The following is a 25805-nucleotide window of genomic DNA, read 5'->3' as shown; positions in this document are numbered from 1 at the left end:
GCCGCCTCTCCCCCTCGAGCGAATCGCATGACCCTCGTCGTCCATTTCCCGCGCCCAGGCTTCTTCATGGCGGACATGCCCGTCACCGTGACCGTCGACGGAGAGGTCGTCTACCGAGGCTCGTTCGTCTCGGGCTTCACCGTGCCGGTCGAGGTCGGGGCAGGGGAGCACGTCGTGGAGACGGCCATCGGCTTGGGCTTCCTCGTGCGTCGTCGCCGCCTCGTGGTCCTTACGGAGGAACGCGACGAGGTCGTCACGGCGACCCTCTCCTACAGCCGTATGTGGGGGAATTTCGAGGAGAAATGCGCCCTCGCGGCGGGAGCGCCCGAGGCCCGCGTCGCCTTCGGCCAGCCCGAGGCGGAGGAGCTGCCCGCGCCACGTGAGCCCGTCCGCGCCACGTGGGGCCTCCTCGCCGTGCTCGCAGCGTTCTTCGTGCTCGAGTACGCGGCCGCCGTGGGGCCACGCGAGGGGGCATCTCCGAGCCTCGACACCCTCGACGCGCTCGGTGGTCTCGGGCCGACCGCGCTCCGGGAGGGCGAAGCCTTCCGCCTCGTGACGTGCACGTTCTTGCACGTCGATCCGGTGCACCTCTTCATGAACGGCATCGCGCTCGTCATGGCGGGCGTGCTCGTCGAGCGCACGCTCGGGGCGGCGCGCTTCCTGGTCCTCTATTTTCTCGGAGGCGTCGGGGGCTCGCTCGTGTCGCTCGCCCTGAACCGCGGCGACATGATCTCGGTCGGTGCCTCGGGCGCCGTGCTCGGTGTCTTCGGTGCCGGGCTCGTCCTCGCCGAGCTCTACCCTGCGGCCCAGCGGCCTCAGCTCCGGATCCAGCTCGCGCGCGTGCTCGTCCCGTCCCTCTTGCCGATGCTCGGCGGTCGCGGTGAGCACGTGGACTTCGGCGCGCACCTCGGCGGGGCCGTGACGGGGGCGCTCGTGGGAGCCGCCATGCTCTCGGAGATTCGCGGTGCGCTCGCGCGAGGGGACAAACCCAGGGTCGCGTGGCCGCGGGCCGCCGCAGCCGTGGGGGGGCTCGGTGTCGTCCTCGCGTTCGCCCTCGTCGCGACGCGAAGCTACCCGCGCGTCGCGGCCCTCGCGTCGATCCTGCGGACCGTCGTGCCGAACGCGGAGCTGCCCGTCCAAGGACAACCGAGCGAGGAGACGTACGCCCGGTGGGCCAAGGAGTATCCGGACGATCCGCGGGTCCTCGCGTGGCAGGCAGGGAAGGCGCTCGATCGCTCCGACCCGGAGGCGTTCGAGACCGCGGTGACGAAAGGGCGCGCGGCTGTCGTGCGCACCGGCTCGGCCTTCTCGGAGGAGACACGGGCCCACTTCACGAAGACGTTCGACGGCCTCGAGGCCGACCGCGCGATGCTCTTGCTCGTCCCACGGGACGAGCTGCCGAAGGGCACCTCGAAAGAAATCTCGGCCGGGTGGGATGCGAAGATCGCCACGTTCGCGGCGAAATACCCAAAAGATCCGAGGGTTCAGCTCGAGCTCACGATGCGGGCCTACTTCGACGCCCACGATCCGAAGGCCGCGCTCGAGCACGTCAAGGCGACCCGCGACGCCGTGCCCGCGGTGCGCTCGTTCTTCCCGAAGGGGCTCGACGTGGACGCCGTGTCGGCGGTCGAGGTCTTCGCGCTCACGGACCTCGGTCGCCGCGACGAAGCGAAGGCGCTCGAGCTCCGCGTCTGCAGGGAAGACGGGCACGAGATCGCGCGCCGCATGCTCACGTCGAACGGTCTCTGCCGAGGTACGGCCGCGCCGTGACGTACGGCTCGCTTAGCCGCGGAGCTCGGCCGCGCGGCGCTTCTCGGCGCGCGTGAGGAAATAGACGGCCACGAAGATGAGGGCGAGGGCGCCCCAATCGTGCCCCTTCGGAGGCTTGCCGCCCAAGAAGGCCCAGACGACCAGCGTCGACGTCGTGCCCGCGACGAGGGACGTGAGGCGGTTCACGAGGCCGGCGAACGTGGCCGTGCGCCCCTTGAACATGAAGATGAAGACCGAGAAAAACGCCACGATGCCGAAGGACGTGCCCGAGAGGAACGCCCAGAACCAGTCGGGGCGCGGGGCGCGGATGGCCGCGACGAAGTGGAGAACCTGCGGCGCCGTGGCTCCGAACCACGTGGGCGCGTTGAAGATCACGAGACCCGCGAGCGCCATCGTGATCGACGCCGAGATCTGCTCGAGCCCCAAGAAGCCTTGGTTGTCGAGCCGAACACCCGGGGGCCGGGTGTTCTTGAAGTAGTTCATGATGTAGATGCGAATGGCGTACGCGGTGACGTACGAGCCGAGGATCGTCATGGCCGCGACCGACTTGTAGAAGGGCGTGTCGCTCTCGCCGTTCTTCGAGAAAAAGAGGGTGAGCGCGACGGCGGAGACCGCGACGACCACGCCGACGTTCTCCTCGGCGTAGACGCGCTTCTTCAGGATCCCTTGGCGGATCTGGACCTCGTCCACGAGGCGGCTCAATACGATGACGGCGCCGCGCATGATCACCATGGCGACCATCACGCTCACGCCCTTCAGGGAGTACATGAGCGTCGTCGTGGGGATGACGACCGCCGTGCAGATGCCGGACGGCACGATGTAGAGGAGCTCTCCGGGCACGGTCCGCCCGAGGAAGGGGCGCGGGTCGGAGCTCTCGAGGCGGTACCAGCCCTTCACGAACACGACGAGGAGCGCGATGCTCGTGCCGGCCGCGGTCGAGTACACGTTGTACTCGATGTCGCCCATGCCCCGACCTTGGAAGTACTTCACCGCTACGCCGGTCACGACGTAGAAGAAGAAGTATCCGATACAGAGCTGGACGAGGCGGCCCGTGCTGCCTTCTTCGGTTTTCCACATAGGGGGAGGGCGGCCCGCGAGGGCTCGTCGATCCGTCGTATCAAAAGGGGTCGGCGGCCGCACGGAATCGGTGACGAGCGCGTGTCGTTCTTGCGAAGCTGCCGTGACGCAGCGCGTGCTCTTCGACAAAAGGAGAAGCGGCGCCCTCCGGAGAGAGCGCCGCGTCATGGTCGACGGCGTCGTTCAGCGGCCGCGAGGCGGGCCACCACGGCCACGGTCGCCGCGCGGGGGACCGTCACGGCGGGGGCCACGATCGCCGCGCGGCGGGCCGGCCTCACGCGACGCGAGCATACGCTCCTTGGCGCGCTCGCCCTCCTCGCCCTCGGGGAGCGGGAGGAGCTCGCGGCGGGAGAGGCGGATCTTTCCGTCGCGGCCGACCTCGATGACCTTCACCTCGACCACGTCGCCCTCTTTCATGACGTCCGTGACGCGCTCGACGCGCGTGTGGGCCATCTCGGAGACGTGGAGGAGCCCGTCGGTGCCCGGGAGCACCTCGATGAAGGCGCCGAAGTCCGCGATGCGGGTGACGGTGCCCTTGTAGATCGCGCCGACCTCGGGCTCGGCGGTGAGCCCCTTGATGATGTCGAGGGCCTTCTTCACGGCCTCGGGATCGCTCGAGGCGATGTTGACCGTGCCGTCGTCCTCGACGTCGATCGCGACGCCGGTCTGGTCGATGATGCCCTTGATCGTCTTGCCGCCGGGGCCGATGACGAGGCGGATCTGGTCGGGCTTCACCTTGAGGGTGGTGATGCGCGGGGCCCACTTCGAGAGGTCGGCGCGCGGCTGCGAGAGCGTCTCGAGCATCTTGCCGAGGATGTGGAGGCGGCCTTCGCGGGCCTGCTCGAGCGCGTCGCGAGGATCTCCCGCGAGAGGCCCGCGATCTTGATGTCCATCTGGATGGCGGTCACGCCCTTGGACGTGCCGCACACCTTGAAGTCCATGTCGCCGAGGTGGTCCTCGTCGCCGAGGATGTCGCTGAGGATCGCGGTGCGCTGGCCATCCGAGATGAGGCCCATCGCGATGCCGGCGACGGGCGCCTTCAGCGGGACGCCCGCGTCCATGAGGGACATGGTGCCGCCGCAGACCGCCGCCATCGACGACGAGCCGTTCGACTCGAGCGTCTCGGAGACGATGCGGATGGTGTAGGGAAACTGCGCCGCGTCGGGGATTTGGCGGAGGAGCGCGCGCTCGGCGAGCGCACCGTGACCGACCTCACGACGGCCAGGGCCGCGCAGGGGCTTGGTCTCGCCGGTGGAGAAGGGCGGGAAGTTGTAGTGGAGGTAGAAGCGCTTCCACGTCTCGCCCATGAGGCCGTCGATCTTCTGCTCGTCGGTCGAGGTGCCGAGCGTCGCCGTGACGATCGCCTGGGTCTCGCCGCGCTGGAAGAGGGCCGAGCCGTGGACGCGCGGGAGGAGGCCGACCTCGGTCATGATCGGGCGGATGGTCGCCATGTCGCGGCCGTCGATGCGCCGGTTCTGGCCGAGCACGTACTCGCGGACCACGTTGTACTTGCGCTCGTCGAACTCGGCCTTGATGAGCTTCTCGTTCGCGGCGAACGTCTCTTGGCCGAGCTCTTGGGTGAGCGTGCTCACCATCTTCTCTTTGGCGGCCTTGTAGCCGGCGTAACGCTGGGCCTTGTCGCGGATGAGCGACGACTCGAGGATCGCCGCGTCGACGATGGCCGGGATGCGGGCCGCGATCGCGTCGGGGAGCTTCGGGGGCGTGAACTCGCGCTTCGGGCGGCCGATCGCCGCGCGCATGCGCTCGATGAGCTGCAGGATGGGCTGCGCCTGCTCGTGCGCGAACATGAGGGCGTCGATGACGTCCTTCTCGGTCGCCTCGGCGGCGCCGCCTTCGACCATGACGATCGCGGTCTTGCTGCACGCGACGACCATGTCGAGGTCCGACTCGGCCTGCTGCTCGAACGTCGGGAAGATCACGAGCTCGCCGTTCACGCGCGCGACGCGCATGCCCGCGAGGGGGCCGTCCCAGGGGATGTCGCTGATGTGGAGCGCGGCGCTCGCGCCGGTGAGGGCGAGCACGTCGGTCGGGTTGACCTTGTCGCTCGAGAGCACCGTCGCGATGATCTGCGTGTCCTTCTTGAAGCCCTCGGGGAAGAGCGGGCGGCACGGGCGGTCGATGATGCGGGCGACGAGGATCTCGTCGTCGCGGAGGCGACCCTCGCGCTTGAAGAAGCCGCCCGGGATTTTGCCCGCCGCGAACGTCTTCTCGACGTACTCGCAGGTGAGGGGGAAAAAGTCCAAGCCGGGGCGCTCGTCGCCGCAGACGGCGGTGACGAGGACGACGCTCTCGCCGTACGTGACGAGGACGGAGCCGTGGGCTTGTTTGGCGAGACGACCGGTTTCGAAGGTCAGCGGCTTGCCGTTGACCATGACGGATTCGCGAACGAACGACATATGGACCTCGAACGACCCCCTTCGTGGGGGTTGACGCCCGGCTTCGTGTGGCGCCTTTGGTCCTCGGTTCCTAGGCCCGACGGTGTCGGACGCACGAATCGAAGAGCAATAAGCGGGACGCGAGGACGCGGGAGGGTTGTGGCGAAAAATGCGACGAGGCGGGAGGGCCACTTGGGCCTTCCCGCCTCGGAGAAACGTCTACTTGCGGAGGTTCAGGGCCGCGACGGTCTTGCGGTACCTGTCGAGGCTCGTGTTCTTGAGGTAGCTCAAGAGCCGGCGGCGCTTCGAGACGAGCTTGAGGAGACCGCGGCGCGAGTGGTGATCCTTCGCGTGGGTCTTGAAGTGCTCGGTCAGGTAACCGATGCGCTCGGTGAGGAGCGCGATTTGCACCTCGGGGGAGCCGGTGTCGGTCTCGTGGGTGCGGAACTTGGCGACGAGCTCGCTCGTCTTCTCGGAGTGAAGCGGCATTTCGATGATTCCAGGGGAAAGGGCCAGACGCAGTCGGAACCGCAGCGGGCCGCGCCCTCACGCGATGTCGACACAGCGCGTGGGGGCCAGAAAAGACCGTACTTACGAGAAGATACGGCCTGAGGTGCCTTTCGGACCGGCGCAGTATAGGCGAGTTCACGCTTGGGTCAACCGGATCGTCCGCTGTGGCTCGAGGTGCGACTTCGGGCCACCTTGTGAGCGGGGCGGCTCACGAATGTTGCGGCCGAGCACGCGAAGAGAACGCGATCCGTGCGCTCGGGTGATGCTAGCGTGTGAAACGGCATGTCTTCGGCACCGCGCAGGGGGGAACGTCCCCTCGAATCCGGGGGAGTCCCCGCGGACGCTCGCGCGACGATTCCGCACTCTCCTGGGCGGGCGGCGTTCGGGCGTTCCCCGGCCGACTCGGAAGAGGTGACGGCCATGCTGCAGGCGCCTCCGCCCCGCATCGTTCGACCGTCGAGCCCGCCTCAAGCTCCTCCACTTCCGCCCGCCGCAGGTCGTGCGCCGCTTCCGCCGTCGAGGCCGCCCGCGCCCTCCCGCCCGGAGCTCGCGCCGACCGTCACCGTCGCCGTCGCCCATCCGCAGAACCCCGCCGCGCTGCCTCGGGTTTGCCCGACGTGTGGGTCGCGCTACCCCGTGGAGATCTTCCTGTGCCCGAGGGACTCCATGCCCCTCGTCCTCGACGGCGCGCTCCCCGAGGTGGTCGATCCGCTCATCGGCCAGATCCTGAACGACACGTTCCAGGTCCTTCGGCTCGTCGGCGAAGGCGGCATGGGCAAAGTCTACGAGGCTCGCCACCTCCGCCTGAAGGACCGGCGCTTCGCGATCAAGGTGCTCTTGCCCGAGTTCGCGCAGAACCCCGAGATCGTCGCGCGGTTCAAGCGTGAGGCCGAGAGCGCGAGCAGCATCTCCCACCCCAACGTCGTCGAGGTGATCGACGTCTTCTACTCGAGGGACGGCGCGCCCTGCATCGCGGCCGAGTTCCTCGAGGGCGAAGAGCTCGGCGCGTTCGTCGAGAAGGTCGGCAGGCTCGGCGTGCCGTTCGCCATCGGGATCGCGCGACAGATGTGCCGCGCGCTCGGGGCGGCCCATGCTCAGGGCGTGGTCCACCGCGACGTGAAGCCCGAGAACGTCTTCCTCTTGAAGCAGAAGGCGGGCGAGTCGGGCGTCCCCCGCATCAAGGTGATCGACTTCGGCGTGAGCCGCGTGAAGGACCACGACATCCACCTCACGCAGGCCGGCGTCATCCTCGGGACGCCGAGCTTCATGGCGCCCGAGCAGGCGCGGGCCGAGGTGGTCGACGAGCGGGCCGACGTCTACGCGGTGGGTGCGGTGCTCTACAACCTCCTCACGGGTCAACGCCCCTTCGACTCCGACGACCCGACCCGCACGCTCATCATGCTCCTGACCGAGGAGCTCCCGCCCGTCCGGGCCTCGAACCCGCTCGTCCCTCCGCAGCTCGACGCCGTCATCCGGCGCTGCCTCTCGAAGACGAAAGAGGAGCGCTTCGCGTCGATGGCGGAGCTCGAGGCGGCCCTCGCCCCGTTCGACATGGACGCGGCCGTGCGTCCACCCGCGCCGTCGCACTCGCAGATGCCACCCGCGCCGGTCTTCGCGCCGCGGCCCTCGGTGCCCGAGCACGACGTGTCGGCCACCCTGCCCGTCGAAGCGTCCACCCCGCTCCAGGTCGTGGCTTTGGTGCTCGGGTCCGGTCAGGTCGGGCCGCTTACGGCGCGAAGACTGACGCGTCCGCAGGTGGTCGCGTTCGGCCTCGTCTCGACGTGGCTCGCGTACGTGACCCTCGTCCACTTGCTGCTCGGCCTCGCCCGGCTCGTCTCCGGAGACGGCGCCTTCGACACGATCGGCTCGATCGTCTTTCTGCACATCTTCGCCGTCGGCCTCACGGTCGTCGGGGCGGCGCTCGTCGGCCAGCACGTGCGCGAGAAGCTCTGGGACGATGCGCCTCGGCTCGAGATGCTCGCCCAGGATCTCCGCGCCTTCGCGCTCGTTTCGCTGGTCGGCCTCTCGTCCGTGCTCGGGCTCGCGCGATGGATCGGCGTCGGCCTCCTCGGCGACAAAGAGGTCACCTTCTCTCCGGGGTGGGACGTGCTCATCGCCCTCGGGGGTGCGCTCGGTGTGCTCGGGTTCGTCGTCCGTCGGATCGCGTTCCCGGCCGGTGCGCCATCCGACCCGTCGCGAAGGCCCTTCTGACCGGTCCTACGAGCCCAAGAGCCACCTCAAGACACGCCCCACCGTGGACGTGCCCGTCGGCTCGGCGACCTTTGGCTCGGGCGAGCGCGAGGCGTGCGCCTCGAGAACCACGCGTTCCGGCGGTGCGCTCCCGGAAGCGACGACCCGGAGGGCCGCCGCGAGCTCCGTCGGATCGAACCATGTTCCGTGGCGACCACAGACGTCGACCACGAGGCCGCTCCTTCCGCCGAACGCGCGCCGCGCCATGAGCTCGTGGCATTGGGGGCACGCGACGTACGCGGCTTCGCTCACCGAGCGCGTCGCCTCGGCCCTCGCGAACGGGGGGGCCGTCGCGTTCGTGTCGCACAGCTCCGCGAGCCCGGCGTGGGTGACGAACGTCCCCCCGCACCCGTCGCAGCCGAGGACGCCGTCGCTGCCACCGCCGCTGCCTTGGAGTGGGGTCGAGCATCGAGGGCACGGCCCGTCCATGGGGTCGTCGAGCGCCTCGAGCGCGCGTGGGTGACCGCACGCCGAGCACGACCGAACGTTCGGTCCGTCCACGTGGCCACACGCGGCGCACGCGAACGCACGCAAGGAGACGCCGCAGATGCCGCAGGGCTCCGGGCCGTCGAGCCGCCTGGTGCCACAGAAAAGGCACGTAATTTCAACAACATCTGCGCGGTGTGAGCCCGCGCGGTACGGGCCGTCCTCGGGCCCCTTCGGGCTCGATCGACCCTCGTACGGGAGCTCCGTGGACCGCCCACACGCACAATGCGCGACGCCGCCCGGAAAGACGCCGGCGAGGGCTCTTCCGCAGGCGGCGCAGCGCACGAAACCGCCGTTAGAAGCGGGCCTGGAGGGCCGTTCCGATACCGAGGCGGTCGGGGCTCTGGAAGACGCGCAGCGAGGCGGTGCCCTCGGAGGGATCACGAACGACGAGCGTGCCGTTGTTGTCGCGGACGTACTGGACCCAGAGGACCATGGCCATGATGTCGGAGATGTCCCAGCGCACGCTGAGGCGCGTCTGGAGGACGGCCGTGCGGTCCTTGTTGTACGGGAGGATCGACTCGTCGCCCTGTTGACGCACGACGATGGTACGGGACGCGGGCACGCCGCCGTCGTTGAACTGGCTGCGGAACGTCGAGGGGAGCTGGAAGCCTCCGCCGATGCCCGGCGTGAGGTGGAGCTCCTTGATGTGGTAGTCGGCCGTCACGGCGCCGAAGAGCTCGGGATCCGTCTCGGCGTCCTTCGGGAGGGTCTCGAAGGGGATGAACCCGGGCACGTTACGCACGACGAAGTTCAGGTTGCGGTAGATGCCGGTGGCGCTGAGGCGGAGGTAGCCGGCCTTGAGCACGCCTTGAATGGCGGCGGCCATCGCGACCTGATCCTTCAGCGAGCCCGCCTGATCGAAGTCCTTCAGGCGCTGCCCCAAGGCGGCCGCCTCGCCGCTCACGCTCCACGCGATCTGGCCCGGGGTGTACTGCTCGGGCGCGAACAGCACCATCGGCTTGTTCGGATCGTTCTTGTAGAGGAGGAAGTCGACCGAGCGAGGGACCGGCATGTTGTCGTGCACGACGAGGCGCGCCGACGAGCCGTACGTGTACACGGGGCGACCGCGCACGTCCTCGAGGTCGAAGCGACCCTGCTGGAAGTAGCCGGCGCCAGCGTCGAGGCGGACGTTCTTCGTGAAGTCGACGCCGAGCCCGCCGAGCACGCCGTAGTTGGTCTCGGCCACGCGGACGGTCTCGACGTCGCTCTCGCCGCCCGGGCGGAGCACCTGCTGCGGCTGCACGATGCTGGCGGTCTTGAAGCCGACGAAGGCGTAGAAACCCTCACGGTCGTACTGGAGCTTGAGACCGGGCGACGCGCCCTGGAGACGCGGGAAGATCGACTGGTTGATCGAGGCCGCCGTACCACCCCACGAGATGTCGTAGAGGTAGCCGAGGCGCATACGGTCGGTGTCGAGGGGGAAAAAGACGGCGCTCACGCCCTCTTTGTCGGTCTTGCCCGTCTGGTAGAAGAGGCGAAGGTACGAGCCCGAGTCGTAGAACGCCGAGTTCAAGTTGCCGGTGTTCGCCGAGAGGGCCGACAAGTCGAAGCGGAGGACGAGCGAGGCCTCCGTCGTGAGCTTGTCGATGAAGGCCGGCATCTTCTTGTACATCACGAGGTGCGTGAGGTTTTCGCGGCCGGTGAAGCGCGAGTTCAGGTTGTCGAAGAAGAGGCGGTACTGCGAGCGCTCGCCGACGCTGAAGGTGGGCGACAGCGGGATGAGCTCGCCCGTCTTGTGGAGGAAGTCGTCGTCACCGAACGTCCAGGTGAGGCGGGTATCCATGAAGTTGCCGCTCGGCGAGAGCGCCGGGGTCCCCGCCGCGCGCGCGCCCGCGGAGCCCGCGATGTCGGGCACCTTCACGTCGTCTTTCTTCTCGTCCTTCTTGTCGTCCTTCGGGGGATCGGCGGGCTTCGTGTCGGTCGAGGCTGCGGCGGTCCCGGTCTGCGCCCCGAGGCTCAGGTCGGCCTTCGGGAGGGCAGGCGCGGTCGGGTCGGCGGGGGCGGCTCCGCTCGGGGCCGGGGCTGCCGGCTGCGCATCGGCTTTGCTCGCGAAGAGCACGAGGGACAGAGCGGGTGCAGCGAGCAAGAGAGACGAACGAAGACGCATCGAGGAGTGCTCCAGGGACAGGCGGGGTCGGAGGGAAAGAGGGGGGCGGGCGAGGCTCACTGCGGGTTTTCCTCGGCGAACGTTCGCGGGAACACGCAGGCCTTGTCGGAGGGGAGGGGTTGTTGGGCGAGGTCGAGCACCACGTCGTCTACGCAGCGGGCCTCGATGGTGAACTGCGCCCCACCCGAGAAGTAGGTGAGTGTTCCCGTAAATGCGCGAATCTTTTTGCCTTTTTGCTCGAGAGGGCGGAACTCGGATGCCGTGCTCCCGTTGGCCTGGATGTTGGCGGTGCGGACACCGTCGGACACGATGAGCCGGAAGGTGCTGCGCGCCTCGAAGTTCGAGTACTCCGTGCACTCGGGGTTGCTCGTGCAGATCTGGGAGCAGGCGCCTTCGGCGGGATCCTCGAAGGTGAGGCGGCCGTCCTCGTTGATGTCGCAGTTCGTCTCGTTCTCTCCGAGGACGTAGCGGGGCAGGGCCGGGTTGTCCTTCCAGAGCGGGTTCTCTTTCGGGTGCCCGGGCCCGAAGAGCTTGGTGATGCGCACCTCGAGCTTGTCCTTCGACTCGGCGCGAACGAGCGAGGCCGAGAGGGAGAGCAGGTTCGAGATTTGCGTCGTCCCGGTGGCATCGGCGATGTCGGTCGGGTCGAGCACCTTCGGCTCGGGGACGCCGCACGGGCGCACCTTCGGGTTCCACTCCTCGAGCGTCCACGTGGGGAAGCTCACCTGGGTGAACCCGAAGAACTCGGTGGCGGTGCCGCCGAGCGACTTGATGCGGTCGCACACGCGCATGCGCGGCGGCGAGTTGAAGTTGAACGCGAACACGTTATTGAAGCCGCGCCGATCGCGGACGTCGCTCACGTAGAAGCCGTTCGCCGCGATGCGCGTGACGACCGTGTCGAAGTCGAACACCTCGCGGCCGTCTTCTTTGAGGTGGAAGCCCGTGTCGATGCGGATGGGCTGCTTCGGGTACGCGGTGGTGCCGCCGCTCGTGTTGACCCCGCGCACGTCGGCGACGCGAGGGAGCGCGAAGAAGATGGTCTCGGACGCGCCCTCGGCGTAGCTGCCGCCGTTCTCGTTGTCGTCGTTGGCGAACGCGCAGCCCGGATCGGCGGGGAAGTCGATGAGGCCGTCGCCGTCGTCGTCGAGGCCGTTCGCGCAGCGCGGCGGGGGCTGCGAGAGCGGGTCGACCGGCTCGTATCCGGCGTCTTGCGCGAGGATGTAGGTCTCGCCGTACGCGTTCTCGAGGAGCACGTTGATGTTCTCGGCGACGCCGTTCGTGAGCTTGACGCTCCGGCCGCTCACCCCTTCACCCGAGAGCGACTGGACGTTGCCGGGTTTGGCGGACACGCGCAGCCACCCGTTGAACGCGGTGTCGACCGAGCCATCCTCCTTGAGGGCCGCGAGGTTCACGGTGAACGGGACCGGCCCGTCGAACTTCAGGGGCAGGAGTGCGAAGCGGCTCCCGGCCTTGCTCGTGTCGACGAGGCGCACGCGGACGCGCGCTTGGGTGTCGAGCGATCCGAAGGCCCCGTGGCAGTCGATCGCGCCGAGCCCGATGGCGGCGACGGCGAGCACGCTCGCTCGCGAGGCCAGGGTGCGGAAGAGGGTTGTGCGCGTGTTGCTCATCGGCCGATCATCTCCACGCGGCCGTCCGAGAAGCTGCCGAGCTTCGCGTCGACGCACGAAAGGAACTTGCACTCTTCACCCGCGAGAGAGCACGCGTTGAGCTTCGTCTTGCAGCCCTCTCGCTCCTCGGCGCGTGTCCCCTGGCAAACCTTCTGGTGGAACTCGGCCACGCTCGATCGGCAGGCGGCGCGGACGCATCGACCGGCGCCGGGCTCGCACGCGAAGCCGGGCTTCGTGCGGCAGTACGTCTCCGGGTTCGGGCTCCCGGACTCTTCGGAGGAGCCGGGGCACGCGCACACCGAGCGAGGTCCGCACTCGGCGTCCGTCGAGCACGCCTTCAGGCCATCGGGGCCGTTGTTCGTGTCGAAGTCGCAGGGTTTGCCGGCGCGGATGAAGTCGGTCAGCGAGTCGCGCTGTTGGATCTTCGTGTCGATCTGGGTGGTGTTGCGCTGGAGCACCCGGAAGCCCGAGCCGCCCTGCGCGAGGTACGTGCTCGTCGCGAGCTCGTAGAGGTTCGTCTTGGAGATGCGCGAGAGGCAGAGGCCCTGCGCGCCGCCGCCCGAGCGATCGCACTGCCCGGGGTGCACGATGCCGTCGTCGCCTTTGCAGTCGATGTCGGTCGTGCAGCGCACGTACTGGTCTTTCTGGTCCTTGCGGTGGCCGATGTAGACCTCTTCTGCACACGCGCCCACTTTGCAGAGCTTCTTGGCCTGGTCGCACTCGCCGCGGACGTTCGCGCAGTCCTCGTCGGTGTTGCAGACGATGTCCGTGTCGGTCTGGCAGCCGGCGCAGTTCAAGCGGATACGCGCTCCCGCGATCTGCACCTGCGTCGTGCAACCACGCGAGGCGGCGCGGCGCGCGGTGAAGTCGAACATCTCTTGGACCTCACCGCCCGAGAGCTGCATCTTCGTGATCGAGTTGTCGAACGGGAAGACGTTGTACATCTGCTCGATCGTGATGGGGCCCGGGTTGATGTCGGCGCGGACGCCCGTCGAGTTCGACATGGCGAAGTCCGTCTGCACGCCGAGGCGGAGCCACATCCCGGTCGCCACCAGGTTGCCGAGCGGTGAGTCGCCGCCGTTGCCCGAGATACGCCGCGAGCCCTCGGGGCTGTAGCCGACGAGGATGTCGAGGTCGGCCGCCGCGTCGAGCCCGCGCTGGTAGGGCTGGAGCAGATCGACGAGGATCGGATCCTCGGGCACGCTCGCGTCGATGGGGAAGGCCTGGTACCGGTTCGAGAGGACCTCGTACCCGTTGACCGGATCGTAGTCCTCGGCGTTGCCGGTGGGGCTCGCCGCGGTCGGCTCGTTCGACAGCACGAGGTCGAGCCGCCCGACGTACTTCGCGAACGCGCCCGAGTGCGCGATGATCACGCGCCGCGGACGGCACGTTCGCTTCGTTTGGAAAGGGTGATTCTCGGGGTCGTACGCGCCTGCGGGCCCCTTGAGGGCAGGGTCGTCGTCGTCCTTCGGGATCGCGTCGACGTCGACCTTCTGCGTCGGGTCGGGCGTCCACACGAAGCCCGGGTTCTGCGGGTCGGACGAGCAGTCCGAGATCTGCTGCGGCGGGTTGATGACCACGTGGTTGTGGCCGCCGAGCACGACGTCGATGCCCGTGGTGTTGCGCACCATCCGCTGGTCGACGTCGAGGCCGAGGTGCGTGAGCATCACCACGAGGTCGACGTGCGGGCGGAGGAGGTCCACGTAGAACTGAGCGACCTCGGCCGTGTTGAGCGGCGCGAGGCCGAGGCGGTTCGGCTGGTCGAACACCGACGAGAGGCTCGAGAGGTTGGCCATGCCGATGACGGCGATCTTGAGGCCGCCCTGGTTGAAGACCTGGAACGGGCGGGTCACCGTGCCCATGAACGCGCTGTTCGGCACCTCGGGCGTCTCGAATCGGTAGTTCGCCGCGAGCACGCCGAAGTTCGCCCAGCGACGAAACTGGGTGGCCGCGTTGAGCGCGCCGCGATCGAACTCGTGGTTGCCGACCACCGCCGCGTCGATGCCGAGGGCGGCGAGCGACCGGACCTCGGGCTCGCCCGCGTAGAAGTTGAAGATCGGCGCGCCCTGGAAGCAATCGCCCGAGTCGAGGTGGAGGACTCGCTCGCTCCGCGCGCGCTCGCGGCCGATGACGTAGGCCATGCGAGCGACGCCGCCGACGTTGGCGACCGAGTTCAGCGATCCGAGGCCGAGGTCGGCGTCGACCTGCGTTATCACCTGCTCGAACGGGATGAGCCGAGAGTGGATGTCGGAGGTGTGGATGAGCGTGAGGTTGACCTGGCACGCCTGTCCCTCGGCCTTGCCGCACGGGCTTGCCTGCGTGGGGCCGTCGCCCGCACAGCCGGGCGCACCGACGGCGCCGGCGACGATCCCGGTGGCCAAAAGGAGAGAGCTCACGAAACGACGAAAGCGACCCATGTAGCTCGCCACCCTAGGAAAGAAACGGCCGGTTCGCAGCAAAGATCCGCGCAACTTTCCGTGTCGGGCTTGCGCCTCTCGGGGTGGTGACGTCGGGGTCGCCGTCGAGACGGGCTCTCGAATGCGCCGCGTCAGGGCTACGCGTCGTCCCGGACGGCGTCGAGGTCGAGCAAGCGTGGGCCGAGCGACGAAGAGACGGCCTCTCGCACGCGCGCCTCGGTCTCGGCTTCGAGGCAGAGCTCGGCGATTCGGGCGAGCTCTGCCATCGAGGCACGGGAGATCGCCTCGCGCACCACGGGAATGGCCGAGGCCTCCATCGAGAGCTCGCGGACCCCCAGGCCGACGAGGAGGAGGGCGTGGAGCGGCTCGGAGGCCATCGTGCCGCACACCGCCACGGGGATTTTCGCCGCGTTTGCCGCGCGAATGGCCATCGCACATAGGCGCAGGATGGCGGGCGACAGGGGTGAGGCGAGGTGGGCGAGGGTGCGGCTCGTCCGGTCGACCGCGAGCGCGTACTGCACGAGGTCGTTGGTGCCTATGCTGAAGAAGTCGGCGTGCCGCGCGAGCACGTCCGCCATCACCGCGGCCGCGGGGACCTCGATCATCGCGCCGAGCGGGATCGGGTCGACCCGTTTTCCGAACGATCGCGCGACGTCGGCCTCGGCCCGAGCGAGCAGGGCGCGGGCGGCTGCGATCTCGTCGGTCGTGGAGATCATCGGGAGCATGATCCGCACGTTCCCGTGGCGGGCGGCGCGGACCATGGCTCGGAGCTGCGTCGAGAACACCTCGGGCTGAGCGAGCGCGAGGCGGATCGCGCGGAGCCCGAGGGCCGGGTTCATCTCGGGAGGGAGCTCGAACGACGAGGCGAACTTGTCGCCGCCGATGTCGAACGTTCGCAGCGTCACCGTCGCGCCTCCGAAGGCTTGAACGATGCTGGCATATGCCTCGTATTGTTCGTTCTCGGAGGGGAGGTCGGCGCGGTCGACGAAGAGAAACTCCGTGCGGTAGAGCCCTACGGTCTCGGCGCCGGCTTTTCGGGCGAACGCGGCCTCCTCGGGGAGCTCGAGGTTCGCCGAGAGGTGCACGCGTTCGCCGGAGATCGTCCGCGCGAGACGGCTCGCGTCGGCGAAGAGGCGGTCTTGGCGCGCGCGATGGCGCAGGCGCTTCGCTTCGGCGTGAGAGACGTCCTCTGGCGTCGGGTGGATCGTGACGGTGCCCGTGAGGCCGCACACGACGACCCGATCGCCGGTCCTCACGAAACGGGTCGCGTCTTTCACGCCGACGACGCTCGGGATCTCGAGCGCCCGCGCCATGATCGACGTGTGGCTCGTGCGTGAGCCCACCTCGGTCACGAAGGCGAGGACCGGCTCTTTGGCCATGCCCGCCGTGTCGGCCGGAGAGAGATCGCGCGCGAAGACGATCATCGGCTCGGCGAGGCGGCCCGCGTCGGCGCTCGAGAGCAGCGTGTGGGCGTCGTCGACCAGGGCCCGCAGGAGCCGGTCGCACACGAACTCGACGTCGTGGACACGCTCGGCGATGTACGCGTCTTTGGTCGGGGGGTCCGTGCTCGCGAAGAGCCTCCCGAGATCGTCGCGCGCCTCCTGGACGGCCCACTCGGCACACTTTCGGTCGCGCCGAATTTTGCGCTCCACGCGCTCGTGGAGCATCGGATCCTCGAGCATGAGCAGGTACGCCTCGAGGACGGGGAGGGCGGTGCGCGAGCTCTGTGGCATGCCGTGGGCGGCTTCGCGGATCCCGCGCTGAGCGCGGCTCGCGGCATCGCGTACGCGGGCGAGCTCCGTCTCGATCTCGCTCGCTTCGATCGTTCGCCGCAAGAAGGTCGTCCGGCGCCCTTGGACGACCAGCGCTCGCCCGATCGCGACCCCCTCCGAGCCCGCGATGCCCTCGAGCACGGTCCGCTCGACGCCGAGCTCCGTCTGGCTCAGCGGCGCCGAGGGGGGCACCGTCGATTCCGGGGCGCCGTCCCTCACCTCAGCTCGCCTCCCCGAACCGGTCCGCGATGAGCTCTCCGATCGCCTTGACGCACTCGTCGGCGCGCGCGCCCGTCGCCTTGACGTCGATGTGGGTGCCCTTGGAGCCGCAGAGCAGCAAGACCCCCATGACCGACTTCGCGTTGGCCACTTGGCCGTGGTGCGCGACGGTCACTTCGCACGGAAAACGGGACGCGAGCTGCACGAGCTTCGTGGCCGCGCGGGCGTGCAAGCCGAGGTCGTTGACGATGGTGAAGGTGGCCTCGTGGGTCTCGTCGCTCAAGGGAGCCTCACTTTCGTTCGTCGTGCGGGTCGCCCACTGCGGCCCCCAGTGAAATCCCGGGATCGCTCGTCCTCGGAGGGGCGTTGCCGCGGAGCACGTCGCGGTGGAACACACGAACCTGAGGGCCGAGCGCCGCAGCGAGCTCCTCGGCGAGCACGACGGAGCGGTGGCGGCCTCCCGTGCACCCGATGCCCACCGTGAGGTAGCTCTTTCCCTCGCGCTCGTACTTCGGAAGCACGAAGTCGAGGAGGTCCTTCGTCTTCGCCACGAGCTCGCGCGCCTCGTCCTGGCGCAACACGAAGTCCCGCACGCGGACGTCGGTGCCTGGGAGAGACTTGAGCTCGGGGACGAAGTAGGGGTTTTCGAGGACCCGCACGTCGAAGACGAGATCCGCATCGACGGGCGGGCCGTACTTGAAGCCGAACGAGACCACGCGGACCACCATGCGGCTCGCCGTCGCCTCCGGGCTGGATTGCGTCGTGATCGCGCGCCGGAGCTCGTGCACGGAGAGGCGCGTCGTGTCGATCACGCGTGTCGCCCTCGCGCGGAGCGGTGCGAGGCGCTCCCGTTCGAGCGTCACGCCCTCGAGCACGCTCGCCACACCGACCCCGGGGTTCGCCGGGTCGGCGAGGGTATGCGGCCGTCGCGACTCCGAGAAGCGGCGCACGAGCGTCTCGTCGGAGGCGTCGAGGAAGAGCACGTCGAGGTCGCCGGTGTGCTCGATTTTTGAAAGAGTTTCGGCTACTTCGCCGAGAAAGACGCGAACGCGTACGTCGATCCCGAGGGCGATCTTGAGGATGCCACCCCGTTCGCACAGGGCCACGGCCTGGGGCGCGAGGGCCGTCGGCAGGTTGTCGATGCAAAAGAAGCCAAGGTCTTCGAGGGCGTGGAGGGCCGTCGTGCGACCCGCGCCCGAGAGACCGGTGACCACCACCACGAGTGGGCGTCGCGGCGAGCTCATTCTTCCTCCTTCGAGCCGCTGAGATCGGGGATGAGCGCGCTGCTCTCCGAGGCCTCGGGGCACGGGCGGGGCGCATACGGAAAGGGGCGCCTCACCCCGGGCCTGGGCTCGCCGGGGCGGGTGATGGCCACGGGGGGCGGTGCGACCGACTCGCCTTCGGCGGCCGGCCTATCGGGGCCACCGCTTCGTTCACGGGCCGTGCGCAGACGCTCCAGGAAGTTTCGGGCGCTGTAGGTTCCGGCGCGTCGGAGGAGCTCGTCCCGCGCGGCCATCTCGAGGATCGTTCCCATGTCACGACCCGGGCGCACGGGGACGGTGAGCATGCGGATGGGGGTCGACAATATCTCGTGGTGGGCGTCCTCCACTCCGAGCCGGTCGTAGTCGCGGGTCTCGCTCCACTCCTCGAGGCGAACGACGACGTCGATGCGCTTTCGAGCGCGCACCGCCGTCACCCCGAACATGTCTTTGATGTTGAGGATTCCGAGGCCCCGCACCTCGACGTGGTGGCGGAGGAGGTCGTCGGCGGCGCCGAACACCGTGCCCGGTGGCCGCCAGTCGCAGCGGACGACGTCGTCGGCGACGAGGCGATGCCCGCGCAGCACGAGCTCGAGCGCGCACTCGCTCTTGCCGATGCCGCTCTTGCCGAGCAAGAGGAGCCCGACGCCAAAGACGTCGACGAGGACCCCGTGGAGCTGAGTCGTCGGTGCCAAAAGCTCGTCGAGGACGGCGTGGAGGGCGTTGATCGTTCGGCTCGTCGCGGCGTCGACCACGTAGAGCGCCGTGCCGCTCGCCTCGGCGGCCCTTACGAGCTGCTCGTCGGGTGAGACACCCCGCGTGATCACGACGACCGAGAGCCCTAGGCCGAAGAACGCGCGGCACGCCTCGCCTCGTTGGTCCTCGCGGAGGGTCTCGAGGTACGAGAGCTCGGTCTCTCCCAGCACTTGGACCCGCGTGGGCACGACGCCACGAAAGTGACCCGCGAGGGCGAGGCCGCTCTTCTGGATGCGTGGATGATGCACGGGTCTATCGAGCCCGCCGCCCCCCGACACGAGCTCGACGGGCACGGCGAGCCGCCGATCCGAGAGGACCTCTCGGACCGTCACGTCCCGCAGGCGCGGGGTTCCGCCCGCCGCGCTGTCGTTGTCTCTCGCGGTCATCGGTCGTCCGAGGCGCTCACGGTCGTGCCTCTTCTTCCGAGGCCACGAGATCGAGCGCCGCGGCCGGCCCCTCGGCCGAGAGGAGCTTCGCGCGAAGCTCCGCGTTGCGAAGGAGCTTCGAGATTCGGGCGAGCGTGCGCAAGTGCTCGCCGGCCTCGCGCTTCGGACCGACGACGGCGAACACGTGGTGCACCTTCTCGCGATCGATCGCGCCGAACTCGAGCCCGTCGCGCACGAGCAAGAGCGCCGCGACGGGCTTCGTCAGATCGGCGATCGACGCATGCGGGATGGCCACGCCGTCTCCGATGCCGGTCGACTGGAGCTCTTCGCGCTCTCGGAGCACCCGCGCGAGCACGGCCTCGGAGACGTCGCACCCCGTCGCGAGGAGATGCGCGACCTTGGCGATGGCGTCTGGCTTGGCGAGCCCGGTGCCTTCCACGAAGGCGACTCGGCTCTGGGCGAGCATTTCGGATAGTCGCATGGGTCCTTCCCTCGATCCTCGGCGTTGGCGTCGCTCACCGTCCGCCCCGCGGTGCGCTGCGCCACGTTCGCCGGCTCTCTAGCGGCCGCCCTCGTGCACCGCGCCACGCCCGGTCGGTTGGCGCGCGGAGCACGGGGAGGCCGCCTCGAAGCGCGGAATCAGTCCTCGGCCGGGTCGGGGAGGAGACGTTCGGACGCGCGCTCGGCGCCCTTCTTCGCGCTTCGCGCAGCGCCGTTCGTCTCGCGAATCTGTCGCTCGAGCTTGTCGACGACCTTGTCGACCGACGCGTACATGTCGTCGCTCTTCTCGTGCGCGATGAAGTGCTCGCTGCCCGAGTGGACCTCCACCTCGGCGAGGTGAACGGCCTTTTGGCAGCTCAGCGTCACTTGGGCCTTCATGGGCTGTCGAAGGAATTTCTGGAGCTTGGCGACCTTGTCGGTCGTGTAGCCCTTGAGCGAGTCGAGCGCTTCCATCTGACGGAACGTGATGGCGATGTTCATTCGAGCCGACCTCCTGCCGATCGCCGCACGTGGCGCCGGCGCCATTTGGAGAACCCGAGGAGCACCTCGGGCATTCCAAAATCATAGAGGCCTTTTCGCGAGGCGTGCCCGAAAAAGGCCGAGCTCCGAGACGTTTTTTCCCGCCGGTGAGCCCCGTGTGGCGGGCTCGGGCCTCGCCTCCGCGCGACCTCACGGACCACCCGCCCGTGCCGGTCGAGAGCCCCCGGGTCAGAAGTGCTTCTTCCGACGGCTCGACGCCAAAATGCCGAGCATTTCTCGGTACTTGGCAACGGTGCGACGCGCGATCTGGATGCCTTCGCTCTTCGTGAGGAGCTCGACGATCGCCTGGTCCGAGAGAGGGTTCTGTTTGTCCTCGTCGTCGATGATCTTCTTGATGGCCTGCTTGACGCTCTCGGAGGCGATGTCCTCTTCGGCCACGCGGCGGATCGACGAGTTAAAAAAGTACTTCAGCTCGAAGAGGCCTTGCGGCGTGTGGACGTATTTGTTCGTCGTCACGCGGCTGATGGTCGACTCGTGCATGCCCACCGTCTCGGCGATGTCGCGGAGGATCATCGGCTTCAAGTGGGCGACGCCCTTCTCGAAGAAGTCGCGCTGCTTGTCCACGATGCACTCTGTGACCCGGATGATGGTCTTTCGGCGCTGCTCGATCGCGCGGATGAGCCACTGCGCGTTGCGGAGCTTCTCGCCGATGAACTCTTTCGCGTTCGGGTCTTTGAGGAGCTGCTTCGTGAGGTTCTCGTTGATGTAGAGGCGCTGGACGCCGCGATCGTTGTCCGTCACGACGAACTTGCCGCCGTCCTTCACGATGTAGACGTCGGGCGTGATGGCGATGCTCTTGTCGTCCATCTCGGTGAAGTTCCGAGCGGGCCGGCTCTCGAGCTTCTGGATCTCCTTGACCGCCTCGTACACCTCTTCGACCGGAACCTTCAGGTCCCGCGCGATCGCCTGGTAGTTGTGCTTCTCGAGGTTGTGGAGGTGCTTCTCGATGATCTGGAGCTCGAGGTCGTCGCAGCCGTACATCTCGGCTTGGACACGGAGGCACTCTTGGAGATCGCGCGAGCAGGCCCCGACCGGATCCCACTCCTGCATGATCCGGAGGACCTCGGGCGCGTCCTCCGGGTCGAGGCCGGCCTCCTCCGCGAGCTCCTCGATCGTGAGGTCGGGGGTGCGGCCTTCGGGGCGATCGATGCCCTTCAAATCGAGGAAGCCGTTGTCGTCCAGGTTGCCGAGGACGAGCTCCGCGAACCGCCGCTCGGCCTCCGTGAAGTCGCTCATTTGGAGCTGCCACTTCAGGTGGTCGACGAGCGAGGTCTGCTTCGTGAGGTTCTGATCGATGGGGGGGAGCTCGTCGAAGCCGCCCCGGCTCGAGGGGAGGGCTTGTTGGAGCGTGCGGTTTTCGAGGAACTGCTCCCAGTCGATCTCTTGGACGCGCTTCTCGTCGGTCTTGTTGGTCTCGCCCGAGGCGCGCATCCGCTCTTCCATGCGGTCGACGAGCCTCTCCCCCTCGGCATTCCCGGTGCCGGAGTCGGCCTGGGCGTCGCGGGCTCGTGCGCGCGGGTCGATCTCGTCGTCCGCGAGGACGGGGTTGCCGTCGAGCTCTTTCCGGATCTCGTCGATGAGCTCGAGGCGTGACAGCTGCAAGAGGCGGATCGCCTGCTGGAGCTGCGGTGTCATCACCAGCTGCTGGCTCAGTCGGAGTTGCTGTTTGATCTCCATCGGCGTGTCCTTCGAGCGAGGGCGAGAAGAGGCTCCTCACCCCAAAGATACACACCCCGGCGAGACGTGAAGCGATATTTGTGCCAACGGTCGTTTTGCGTTGACAAGCGCGGACTTACGCGACGTGCGAGGGCGAGAGCGTGCCGAGGTAGCGCCCACGCACCACGGGGTGCTCACGGAACGCTTGCGGGGTGCCCGAGGTCACGATCGCGCCGTCGAGGAGGAGGCTCGCCGAGGTGCAGATGCGCAGGGCCTCTTCGACATGGTGATCGGCGAGGACCACGGCCACTCCGTCGACGGTGAGGTCGGCGAGGAGATCTCCGAGGTGCGCGGCCTGCGCGGGATCGACCCCGGCGAAGGGCTCGTCGCAGACGACGACCCGAGGCCGCCCCGAGAGGACCCGCGCGAGCTCGAGGCGCCGACGTTCTCCACCGGAGAGGAGCCCCGCGCGCGTGGCACGGGCCTCGTCGAGGCGGGTCGCCTCGAGGATGCCGCGAAGCGCAGGCGAGTCGGCCGAGCCGCGCGCGATCTCCAGGAACGTGCGGACGTTCTCCTCGACCGAGAGGTCCCAGAGCACGCTCGGCCCCTGGGGCATGTAGCCGAGGCCGAGGCGCGCTCGCGCGTGGAGCGGCTTCTTCGTGACGTCGGCGCCGTCGAGGAGGACCTGTCCGTCGTGGTCCCGATCCTCGCCGACGAGCACTCGAAAAAGCGTGGATTTGCCCGCCCCCGAAGGCCCTAGGACGCCCGTCACGGTGCCCGGAGAGAGGGTCAGGTCGACGCCGCGCAGCAAGCGCTTCCCGGCGCGCTGCACGACGATGCCGCGCGCACTCAGGGCGGCTCGAGGCTCTTCGTTCGCCTCGTCGGGCGGGACCGAGTCGGTGCTCACTTCGGGACGGGGACTTGGCCCTTCACCTGCGTGGCGGTGACCTTGGCGGTGAGGAGGTGGATGGTGGCGCTCTCGGCCTGGAGGAACCCCTGCCCGCGGGTGAGCTTCACGCCGCCCCGGAGCTCGAGCACCTGCTTCGTGAGATCGAGCTCCACCTCGGGCGCCTCGGCGTGGACGCCGCGTACGTCTGCGGCGACGCCTCCGGAGCCCTTGGCCCACGAGAGGTGAGGGGCGTGATCGAACCTGAGGTCGAGGCGAGGGCACTTGACCGAAAGGTCGCCCTTGGCGAGGAGCACGTTGCCCGTGAGGACGGCCGTCTGGGCCGCTACGTCGACCTCGAGCTTCTCGGCCTCGACCCGCACGTCACCGCCTCCGACCTGGAGGATGGGGTCGGCTTCGGCGGGGCGCGGTGCCAAGACGGGGGACAGCGCGAGCGCGCCGAGCGCCGCGACGACGAGGTGCGCCCTGCGAGTTCGGGTCCGTGCCATGCTCGAAGCTTACCGGAGGATCGTGAGGGCGTCGACGCGGTTCGCCTCGGGGCCGCGACGGGGACGGGTCACGCGCGTGGCCGTGGGCCGAGGCTTTGCTCGAGCACGCGAAGCTCGTCGACGAGGCCGCTCGCCGGGGCGGGGTCGGAGGGCGCCGTCGCGAGGGAAAACAGCCTCTCGACGAGGGTGACGACCGCGACTCGGGCGAGCGGGTAGAGCGCGTCGGCCTGTCCGCCGGTCGCCGCGAACGCCCGCACGAGGGCCTTCGCGACCGGCAAACCCTCGGCCTCGGCCTTCGTGACCTCGTCGGCCCCGTCGTGGCCGAGGGTCGCGAGCACCTTCGAGAGCGACCCCGCGAGGTGGTGGCACGCCCGGTCGACCCTGTAGCGGTAGAGCACGGGATCGCGCTCCACCGAGCCCTCGTCGCGCCCGGTGGCGATGACCTCGAGATCGCGCTTCCACGCTTGCGCGTCCCGAGCGAGCGCTCCCATGATCCGCGCCGCCACTTCTTCGAGATCGCGCTCGAGCCGAGCGGCCCTCTGAGAGTACGCGAGCGCGCGGCGCTGCCGCTCCTCTTCCCGTTCGCGCTCGGCGCGAGAGGCCTGGACCGCGACCTCCGCGAGGGCCGAAACGATGCGGCGTGCCCGATGCCGGAGGGCACGCTCCTTGAGCTCGTCGCTCTTGCCGAGGAGCGTGGCGTCGAGGAGCTCTTGGATCTTCGGCCACCCCGACGACTCCAGCGCCGAGGCGTCGCCGAGCCGCCCCGCGAGGGCCAAGCGCGCCGAGAGGGCCAAAGGCTCGCGCCACGACGTGAGCCCCGCCGTCGCCAGAGAGCCGCGCACCATGTCCATGACCTTCTCGAGATCCTCGGGCCTCAGGCGATCCGCCTTGTTGAGCAAGATCTGGATCGGGAGGTCGTGCGAGCGCGCCTCGGCGAGGACGGATTCCTCACTCTTTTTCATGGGTTGCGAGGCATCGAGCAGCCAAATCGCGAAATCCGCCTCTTCGAACGCGGAGCGCGCGGCCTCCGCGTGGCGTGGGTCGGGCGCGTTGAACCCGGGGGTGTCGAGGATCTCGATTTGGGTGAGCGACGAGATCGGCAAGAGGATCTCGACGCGCTTCACCTCGCCGGCGTCGACGGCCTTCAACGTCGCGCGGAGCTCGTTCACCGGCACGATGCGATCGCGTGCCTCGGGCGCCCCGGGCGACGACGGCGGGAAGAAGAAGATCTTCGCGAGCGGGTCGGGCGCATACCGGAGGTGATGGAGCGTCGCCGTCGTCGGGAGGACCCCCGTGGGGGCGACGTCGGCCCCCATGAAGGCGTTGATGAACGTGCTCTTCCCCGCGTTGAACTCGCCCACGATGGCGACCCGCACCGGCCTCGTTCGCAGCACCGAGAGCTCCGCGACCCTCGTCGTCGAGGCGAGATCGTGAAGGGCGCGCGCGTGGGTCTGCAGGCGGTCGAGCAGCGCGGGCCAGTCGCCCGTCCCGTCAGGGATCCAATGGCGGAGCACGGTCGTCCGGGCCTCGTCGGCCCACGGCCGGAGCTTCGGGCTCGTGAGGGTCGCGAGCGTGTCGAGCACCTCGGCCGCCCGCCCCGGATCGGCGAGGGCCTCTCGTCGTGGGAAGCGACGGGCCTCGGCGAGCACGAGGTCGGGCGCCTGGGCGGCGAGGGCGTCGAGGGCGAGCTCGAGTGACGCGGAGTCGCGTTCGTCGATCGCCGCATCCAAGAGCGCGCGTGCGGCCTTCGTGTCTCCGGCCTCCACCGCCTCGCGGAGAGCGGCGCGGGCCTCTTCGAGGCGGCCTTCGGCGCGGGCGAAGGCGGCGCGCCAGCGGGCCTCGGACTCGGCGGGTTGGCCCGCGATCACCGTACGGATCCGCGCGCGGGCTTCGTCGGTCGAAGGGAGAGTCGCGAGGGCGAGCGCGAGCGCTTCGGTCGCGCCACGCGTCTCGAGGACCACGGCGCGGAGCAGCTGGGTGAAGGCCTCCGCGCGGCCTTCGAGCGCCAAAGCGCGACCGCGGACGAGGGCCGCGCGACCGTCGGTGGGGGGGCTCTCGAACGTACCGAGCCACTGGAGCGCCCCCGCGAGATCTCCCCCCGCGAGCCTCGCCTCGGCGCGCCGAAGCGCGACGTCGGGTGCGGCATCGTCGGCGATGCGCTCCAGCCAGAGCTCGGCTCGGGCCCCGTCACCCTCCGCCAAATCGAGGTCGGCGAGGGCGAGCAGCGCCTCTCGCCTCGCGTCGCTGCCGCCCTCGGCCACGGTCAGCGCGCGCACGTAGGCCTCGCGCGCATCGGTGGTCGCCTCGTCGACGGCTTCGCGCACCCTCCCGAGCCGCACCCAGACGTCCGCTCGGGACGGGACGCGGCCGGCGAGCTCCTCGAGGGTGAGCGCGAGCTCGGCGTCGAGCCTCCCGAGCTCGCACGCGTCGGCGAGGAGCGCGAGACCGATCGGGGAGCCGGGGACCTTGGCGAGGAGCGCGTGAGCCTGAGCGCGCGCGCGCATGGCCTCTCCGGCGGCGAGGGCGGCTTGCCCCTCCTTGAGGTGGACCTCTGCCCCCGCGAGGGCGACCTCCACCCGTCCCATCACGCGTTCGATCGTCTCGGCGAGCTTCACCTGGGCGACGATAGCAGGCCCCACGACTCGCGGACGCCCCGCCGAGGGGCCCCCTGCGTTCT

18 protein-coding genes and 1 pseudogene are annotated in these 25805 nt (G+C 69.0%); 2 read left to right on the top strand and 17 right to left on the bottom strand.

The window, feature by feature from the left end:
- Positions 1-27: 27 nt before the first annotated feature.
- Positions 28-1770, top strand: a complete 1743-nt coding sequence (locus tag IPK71_23555; GenBank protein ID MBK8216715.1) for a rhomboid family intramembrane serine protease — start codon at positions 28-30, stop codon at positions 1768-1770.
- Between the two features lie 12 nt (positions 1771-1782).
- On the opposite strand, the gene IPK71_23550 is transcribed toward IPK71_23555, so the two are convergent.
- The 3 genes and pseudogenes from IPK71_23550 to rpsO all read right to left on the bottom strand — a co-directional run bounded on the left by IPK71_23550 (position 1783) and on the right by rpsO (position 5732).
- Positions 1783-2847: a hypothetical protein gene (locus IPK71_23550; GenBank protein MBK8216714.1), complete on the bottom strand. Its 1065-nt coding sequence runs from the start codon at positions 2845-2847 to the stop codon at positions 1783-1785.
- Between the two features lie 183 nt (positions 2848-3030).
- Positions 3031-5264, bottom strand: a pseudogene (gene pnp, locus IPK71_23545) (polyribonucleotide nucleotidyltransferase).
- A 198-nt stretch (positions 5265-5462) separates the two neighbouring features.
- Positions 5463-5732, bottom strand: a complete 270-nt coding sequence (gene rpsO / locus IPK71_23540; protein MBK8216713.1) for a 30S ribosomal protein S15 — start codon at positions 5730-5732, stop codon at positions 5463-5465.
- Between the two features lie 687 nt (positions 5733-6419).
- On the opposite strand from rpsO, the gene IPK71_23535 reads away from it, so the two are divergent.
- On the top strand, positions 6420-7964 hold the full coding sequence (locus IPK71_23535; protein MBK8216712.1) for a serine/threonine protein kinase: 1545 nt from the start codon (positions 6420-6422) through the stop codon (positions 7962-7964).
- Between the two features lie 6 nt (positions 7965-7970).
- Here IPK71_23535 and IPK71_23530 read toward each other — a convergent pair whose 3' ends face one another.
- The 14 genes from IPK71_23530 to IPK71_23465 form a co-directional block, all read right to left on the bottom strand.
- Positions 7971-8504, bottom strand: coding sequence for a hypothetical protein (locus IPK71_23530; protein ID MBK8216711.1), 534 nt, complete (start codon positions 8502-8504; stop codon positions 7971-7973).
- 280 nt (positions 8505-8784) lie between these two features.
- Positions 8785-10599 carry a hypothetical protein gene (locus IPK71_23525; GenBank protein MBK8216710.1) on the bottom strand — a complete coding sequence of 605 codons (1815 nt, stop codon included), beginning with the start codon at positions 10597-10599 and terminating at the stop codon, positions 8785-8787.
- Between the two features lie 56 nt (positions 10600-10655).
- Positions 10656-12227 carry a hypothetical protein gene (locus IPK71_23520; GenBank protein ID MBK8216709.1) on the bottom strand — a complete coding sequence of 524 codons (1572 nt, stop codon included), beginning with the start codon at positions 12225-12227 and terminating at the stop codon, positions 10656-10658.
- A complete protein-coding gene (locus IPK71_23515; protein MBK8216708.1) occupies positions 12224-14623 on the bottom strand; it encodes a bifunctional metallophosphatase/5'-nucleotidase in 2400 nt (799 codons plus the stop codon). Before IPK71_23515 ends, IPK71_23520 begins: the two co-directional genes overlap by 4 nt.
- Before the next feature lie 158 nt (positions 14624-14781).
- Complete coding sequence (ptsP, locus tag IPK71_23510) at positions 14782-16635, bottom strand: phosphoenolpyruvate--protein phosphotransferase (GenBank protein MBK8216707.1); 1854 nt, start codon at positions 16633-16635, stop codon at positions 14782-14784.
- A gap of 1 nt (position 16636) precedes the next feature.
- Positions 16637-16918 (bottom strand): HPr family phosphocarrier protein, encoded by a 282-nt coding sequence (locus tag IPK71_23505; protein MBK8216706.1) that lies wholly within the window; start codon positions 16916-16918, stop codon positions 16637-16639.
- A gap of 7 nt (positions 16919-16925) precedes the next feature.
- Positions 16926-17879 carry an RNase adapter RapZ gene (rapZ, locus tag IPK71_23500; protein MBK8216705.1) on the bottom strand — a complete coding sequence of 318 codons (954 nt, stop codon included), beginning with the start codon at positions 17877-17879 and terminating at the stop codon, positions 16926-16928.
- On the bottom strand, positions 17876-18991 hold the full coding sequence (hprK, locus tag IPK71_23495) for an HPr(Ser) kinase/phosphatase (GenBank protein ID MBK8216704.1): 1116 nt from the start codon (positions 18989-18991) through the stop codon (positions 17876-17878). The genes rapZ and hprK overlap by 4 nt, the downstream gene beginning before the upstream one ends.
- A 61-nt stretch (positions 18992-19052) precedes the next feature.
- On the bottom strand, positions 19053-19517 hold the full coding sequence (locus tag IPK71_23490; protein ID MBK8216703.1) for a PTS sugar transporter subunit IIA: 465 nt from the start codon (positions 19515-19517) through the stop codon (positions 19053-19055).
- Between the two features lie 158 nt (positions 19518-19675).
- A complete protein-coding gene (gene raiA / locus IPK71_23485) occupies positions 19676-20017 on the bottom strand; it encodes a ribosome-associated translation inhibitor RaiA (protein MBK8216702.1) in 342 nt (113 codons plus the stop codon).
- Between the two features lie 228 nt (positions 20018-20245).
- On the bottom strand, positions 20246-21754 hold the full coding sequence (rpoN, locus tag IPK71_23480; protein MBK8216701.1) for an RNA polymerase factor sigma-54: 1509 nt from the start codon (positions 21752-21754) through the stop codon (positions 20246-20248).
- 115 nt (positions 21755-21869) lie between these two features.
- A complete protein-coding gene (locus tag IPK71_23475) occupies positions 21870-22640 on the bottom strand; it encodes an ATP-binding cassette domain-containing protein (GenBank protein ID MBK8216700.1) in 771 nt (256 codons plus the stop codon).
- Entirely contained in the window at positions 22637-23128 is a 492-nt protein-coding gene (locus tag IPK71_23470; protein ID MBK8216699.1) for a hypothetical protein, read from the bottom strand. The genes IPK71_23475 and IPK71_23470 overlap by 4 nt, the downstream gene beginning before the upstream one ends.
- Positions 23129-23196: 68 nt before the next feature.
- Positions 23197-25743 carry a dynamin family protein gene (locus tag IPK71_23465; GenBank protein ID MBK8216698.1) on the bottom strand — a complete coding sequence of 849 codons (2547 nt, stop codon included), beginning with the start codon at positions 25741-25743 and terminating at the stop codon, positions 23197-23199.
- Between the last annotated feature and the right edge of the window lie 62 nt (positions 25744-25805).

The organism is Myxococcales bacterium (genome assembly GCA_016712525.1).
In the GTDB taxonomy this organism is placed as follows: Bacteria; Myxococcota_A; Polyangia; order Polyangiales; family Polyangiaceae; genus JAAFHV01.
Note: the sequence above shows the minus strand (reverse complement) of the source record. Positions and strands in the feature narration are given on the sequence as shown.

What these genes read in the sequence shown, in the direction of transcription:
- IPK71_23520 (MBK8216709.1), bottom strand. Translation starts at nt 12,227, where the DNA reads ATGAGCAACACGCGCACAACCCTCTTCCGCACCCTGGCCTCGCGAGCG.
- IPK71_23470 (MBK8216699.1), bottom strand. Translation starts at nt 23,128, where the DNA reads ATGGCACGGACCCGAACTCGCAGGGCGCACCTCGTCGTCGCGGCGCTC.
- IPK71_23525 (MBK8216710.1), bottom strand. Translation starts at nt 10,599, where the DNA reads ATGCGTCTTCGTTCGTCTCTCTTGCTCGCTGCACCCGCTCTGTCCCTC.
- IPK71_23555 (MBK8216715.1), top strand. Translation starts at nt 28, where the DNA reads ATGACCCTCGTCGTCCATTTCCCGCGCCCAGGCTTCTTCATGGCGGAC.
- IPK71_23535 (MBK8216712.1), top strand. Translation starts at nt 6,420, where the DNA reads ATGCCCCTCGTCCTCGACGGCGCGCTCCCCGAGGTGGTCGATCCGCTC.
- rapZ (MBK8216705.1), bottom strand. Translation starts at nt 17,879, where the DNA reads ATGAGCTCGCCGCGACGCCCACTCGTGGTGGTGGTCACCGGTCTCTCG.
- rpsO (MBK8216713.1), bottom strand. Translation starts at nt 5,732, where the DNA reads ATGCCGCTTCACTCCGAGAAGACGAGCGAGCTCGTCGCCAAGTTCCGC.
- IPK71_23490 (MBK8216703.1), bottom strand. Translation starts at nt 19,517, where the DNA reads ATGCGACTATCCGAAATGCTCGCCCAGAGCCGAGTCGCCTTCGTGGAA.
- IPK71_23550 (MBK8216714.1), bottom strand. Translation starts at nt 2,847, where the DNA reads ATGTGGAAAACCGAAGAAGGCAGCACGGGCCGCCTCGTCCAGCTCTGT.
- raiA (MBK8216702.1), bottom strand. Translation starts at nt 20,017, where the DNA reads ATGAACATCGCCATCACGTTCCGTCAGATGGAAGCGCTCGACTCGCTC.
- rpoN (MBK8216701.1), bottom strand. Translation starts at nt 21,754, where the DNA reads ATGGAGATCAAACAGCAACTCCGACTGAGCCAGCAGCTGGTGATGACA.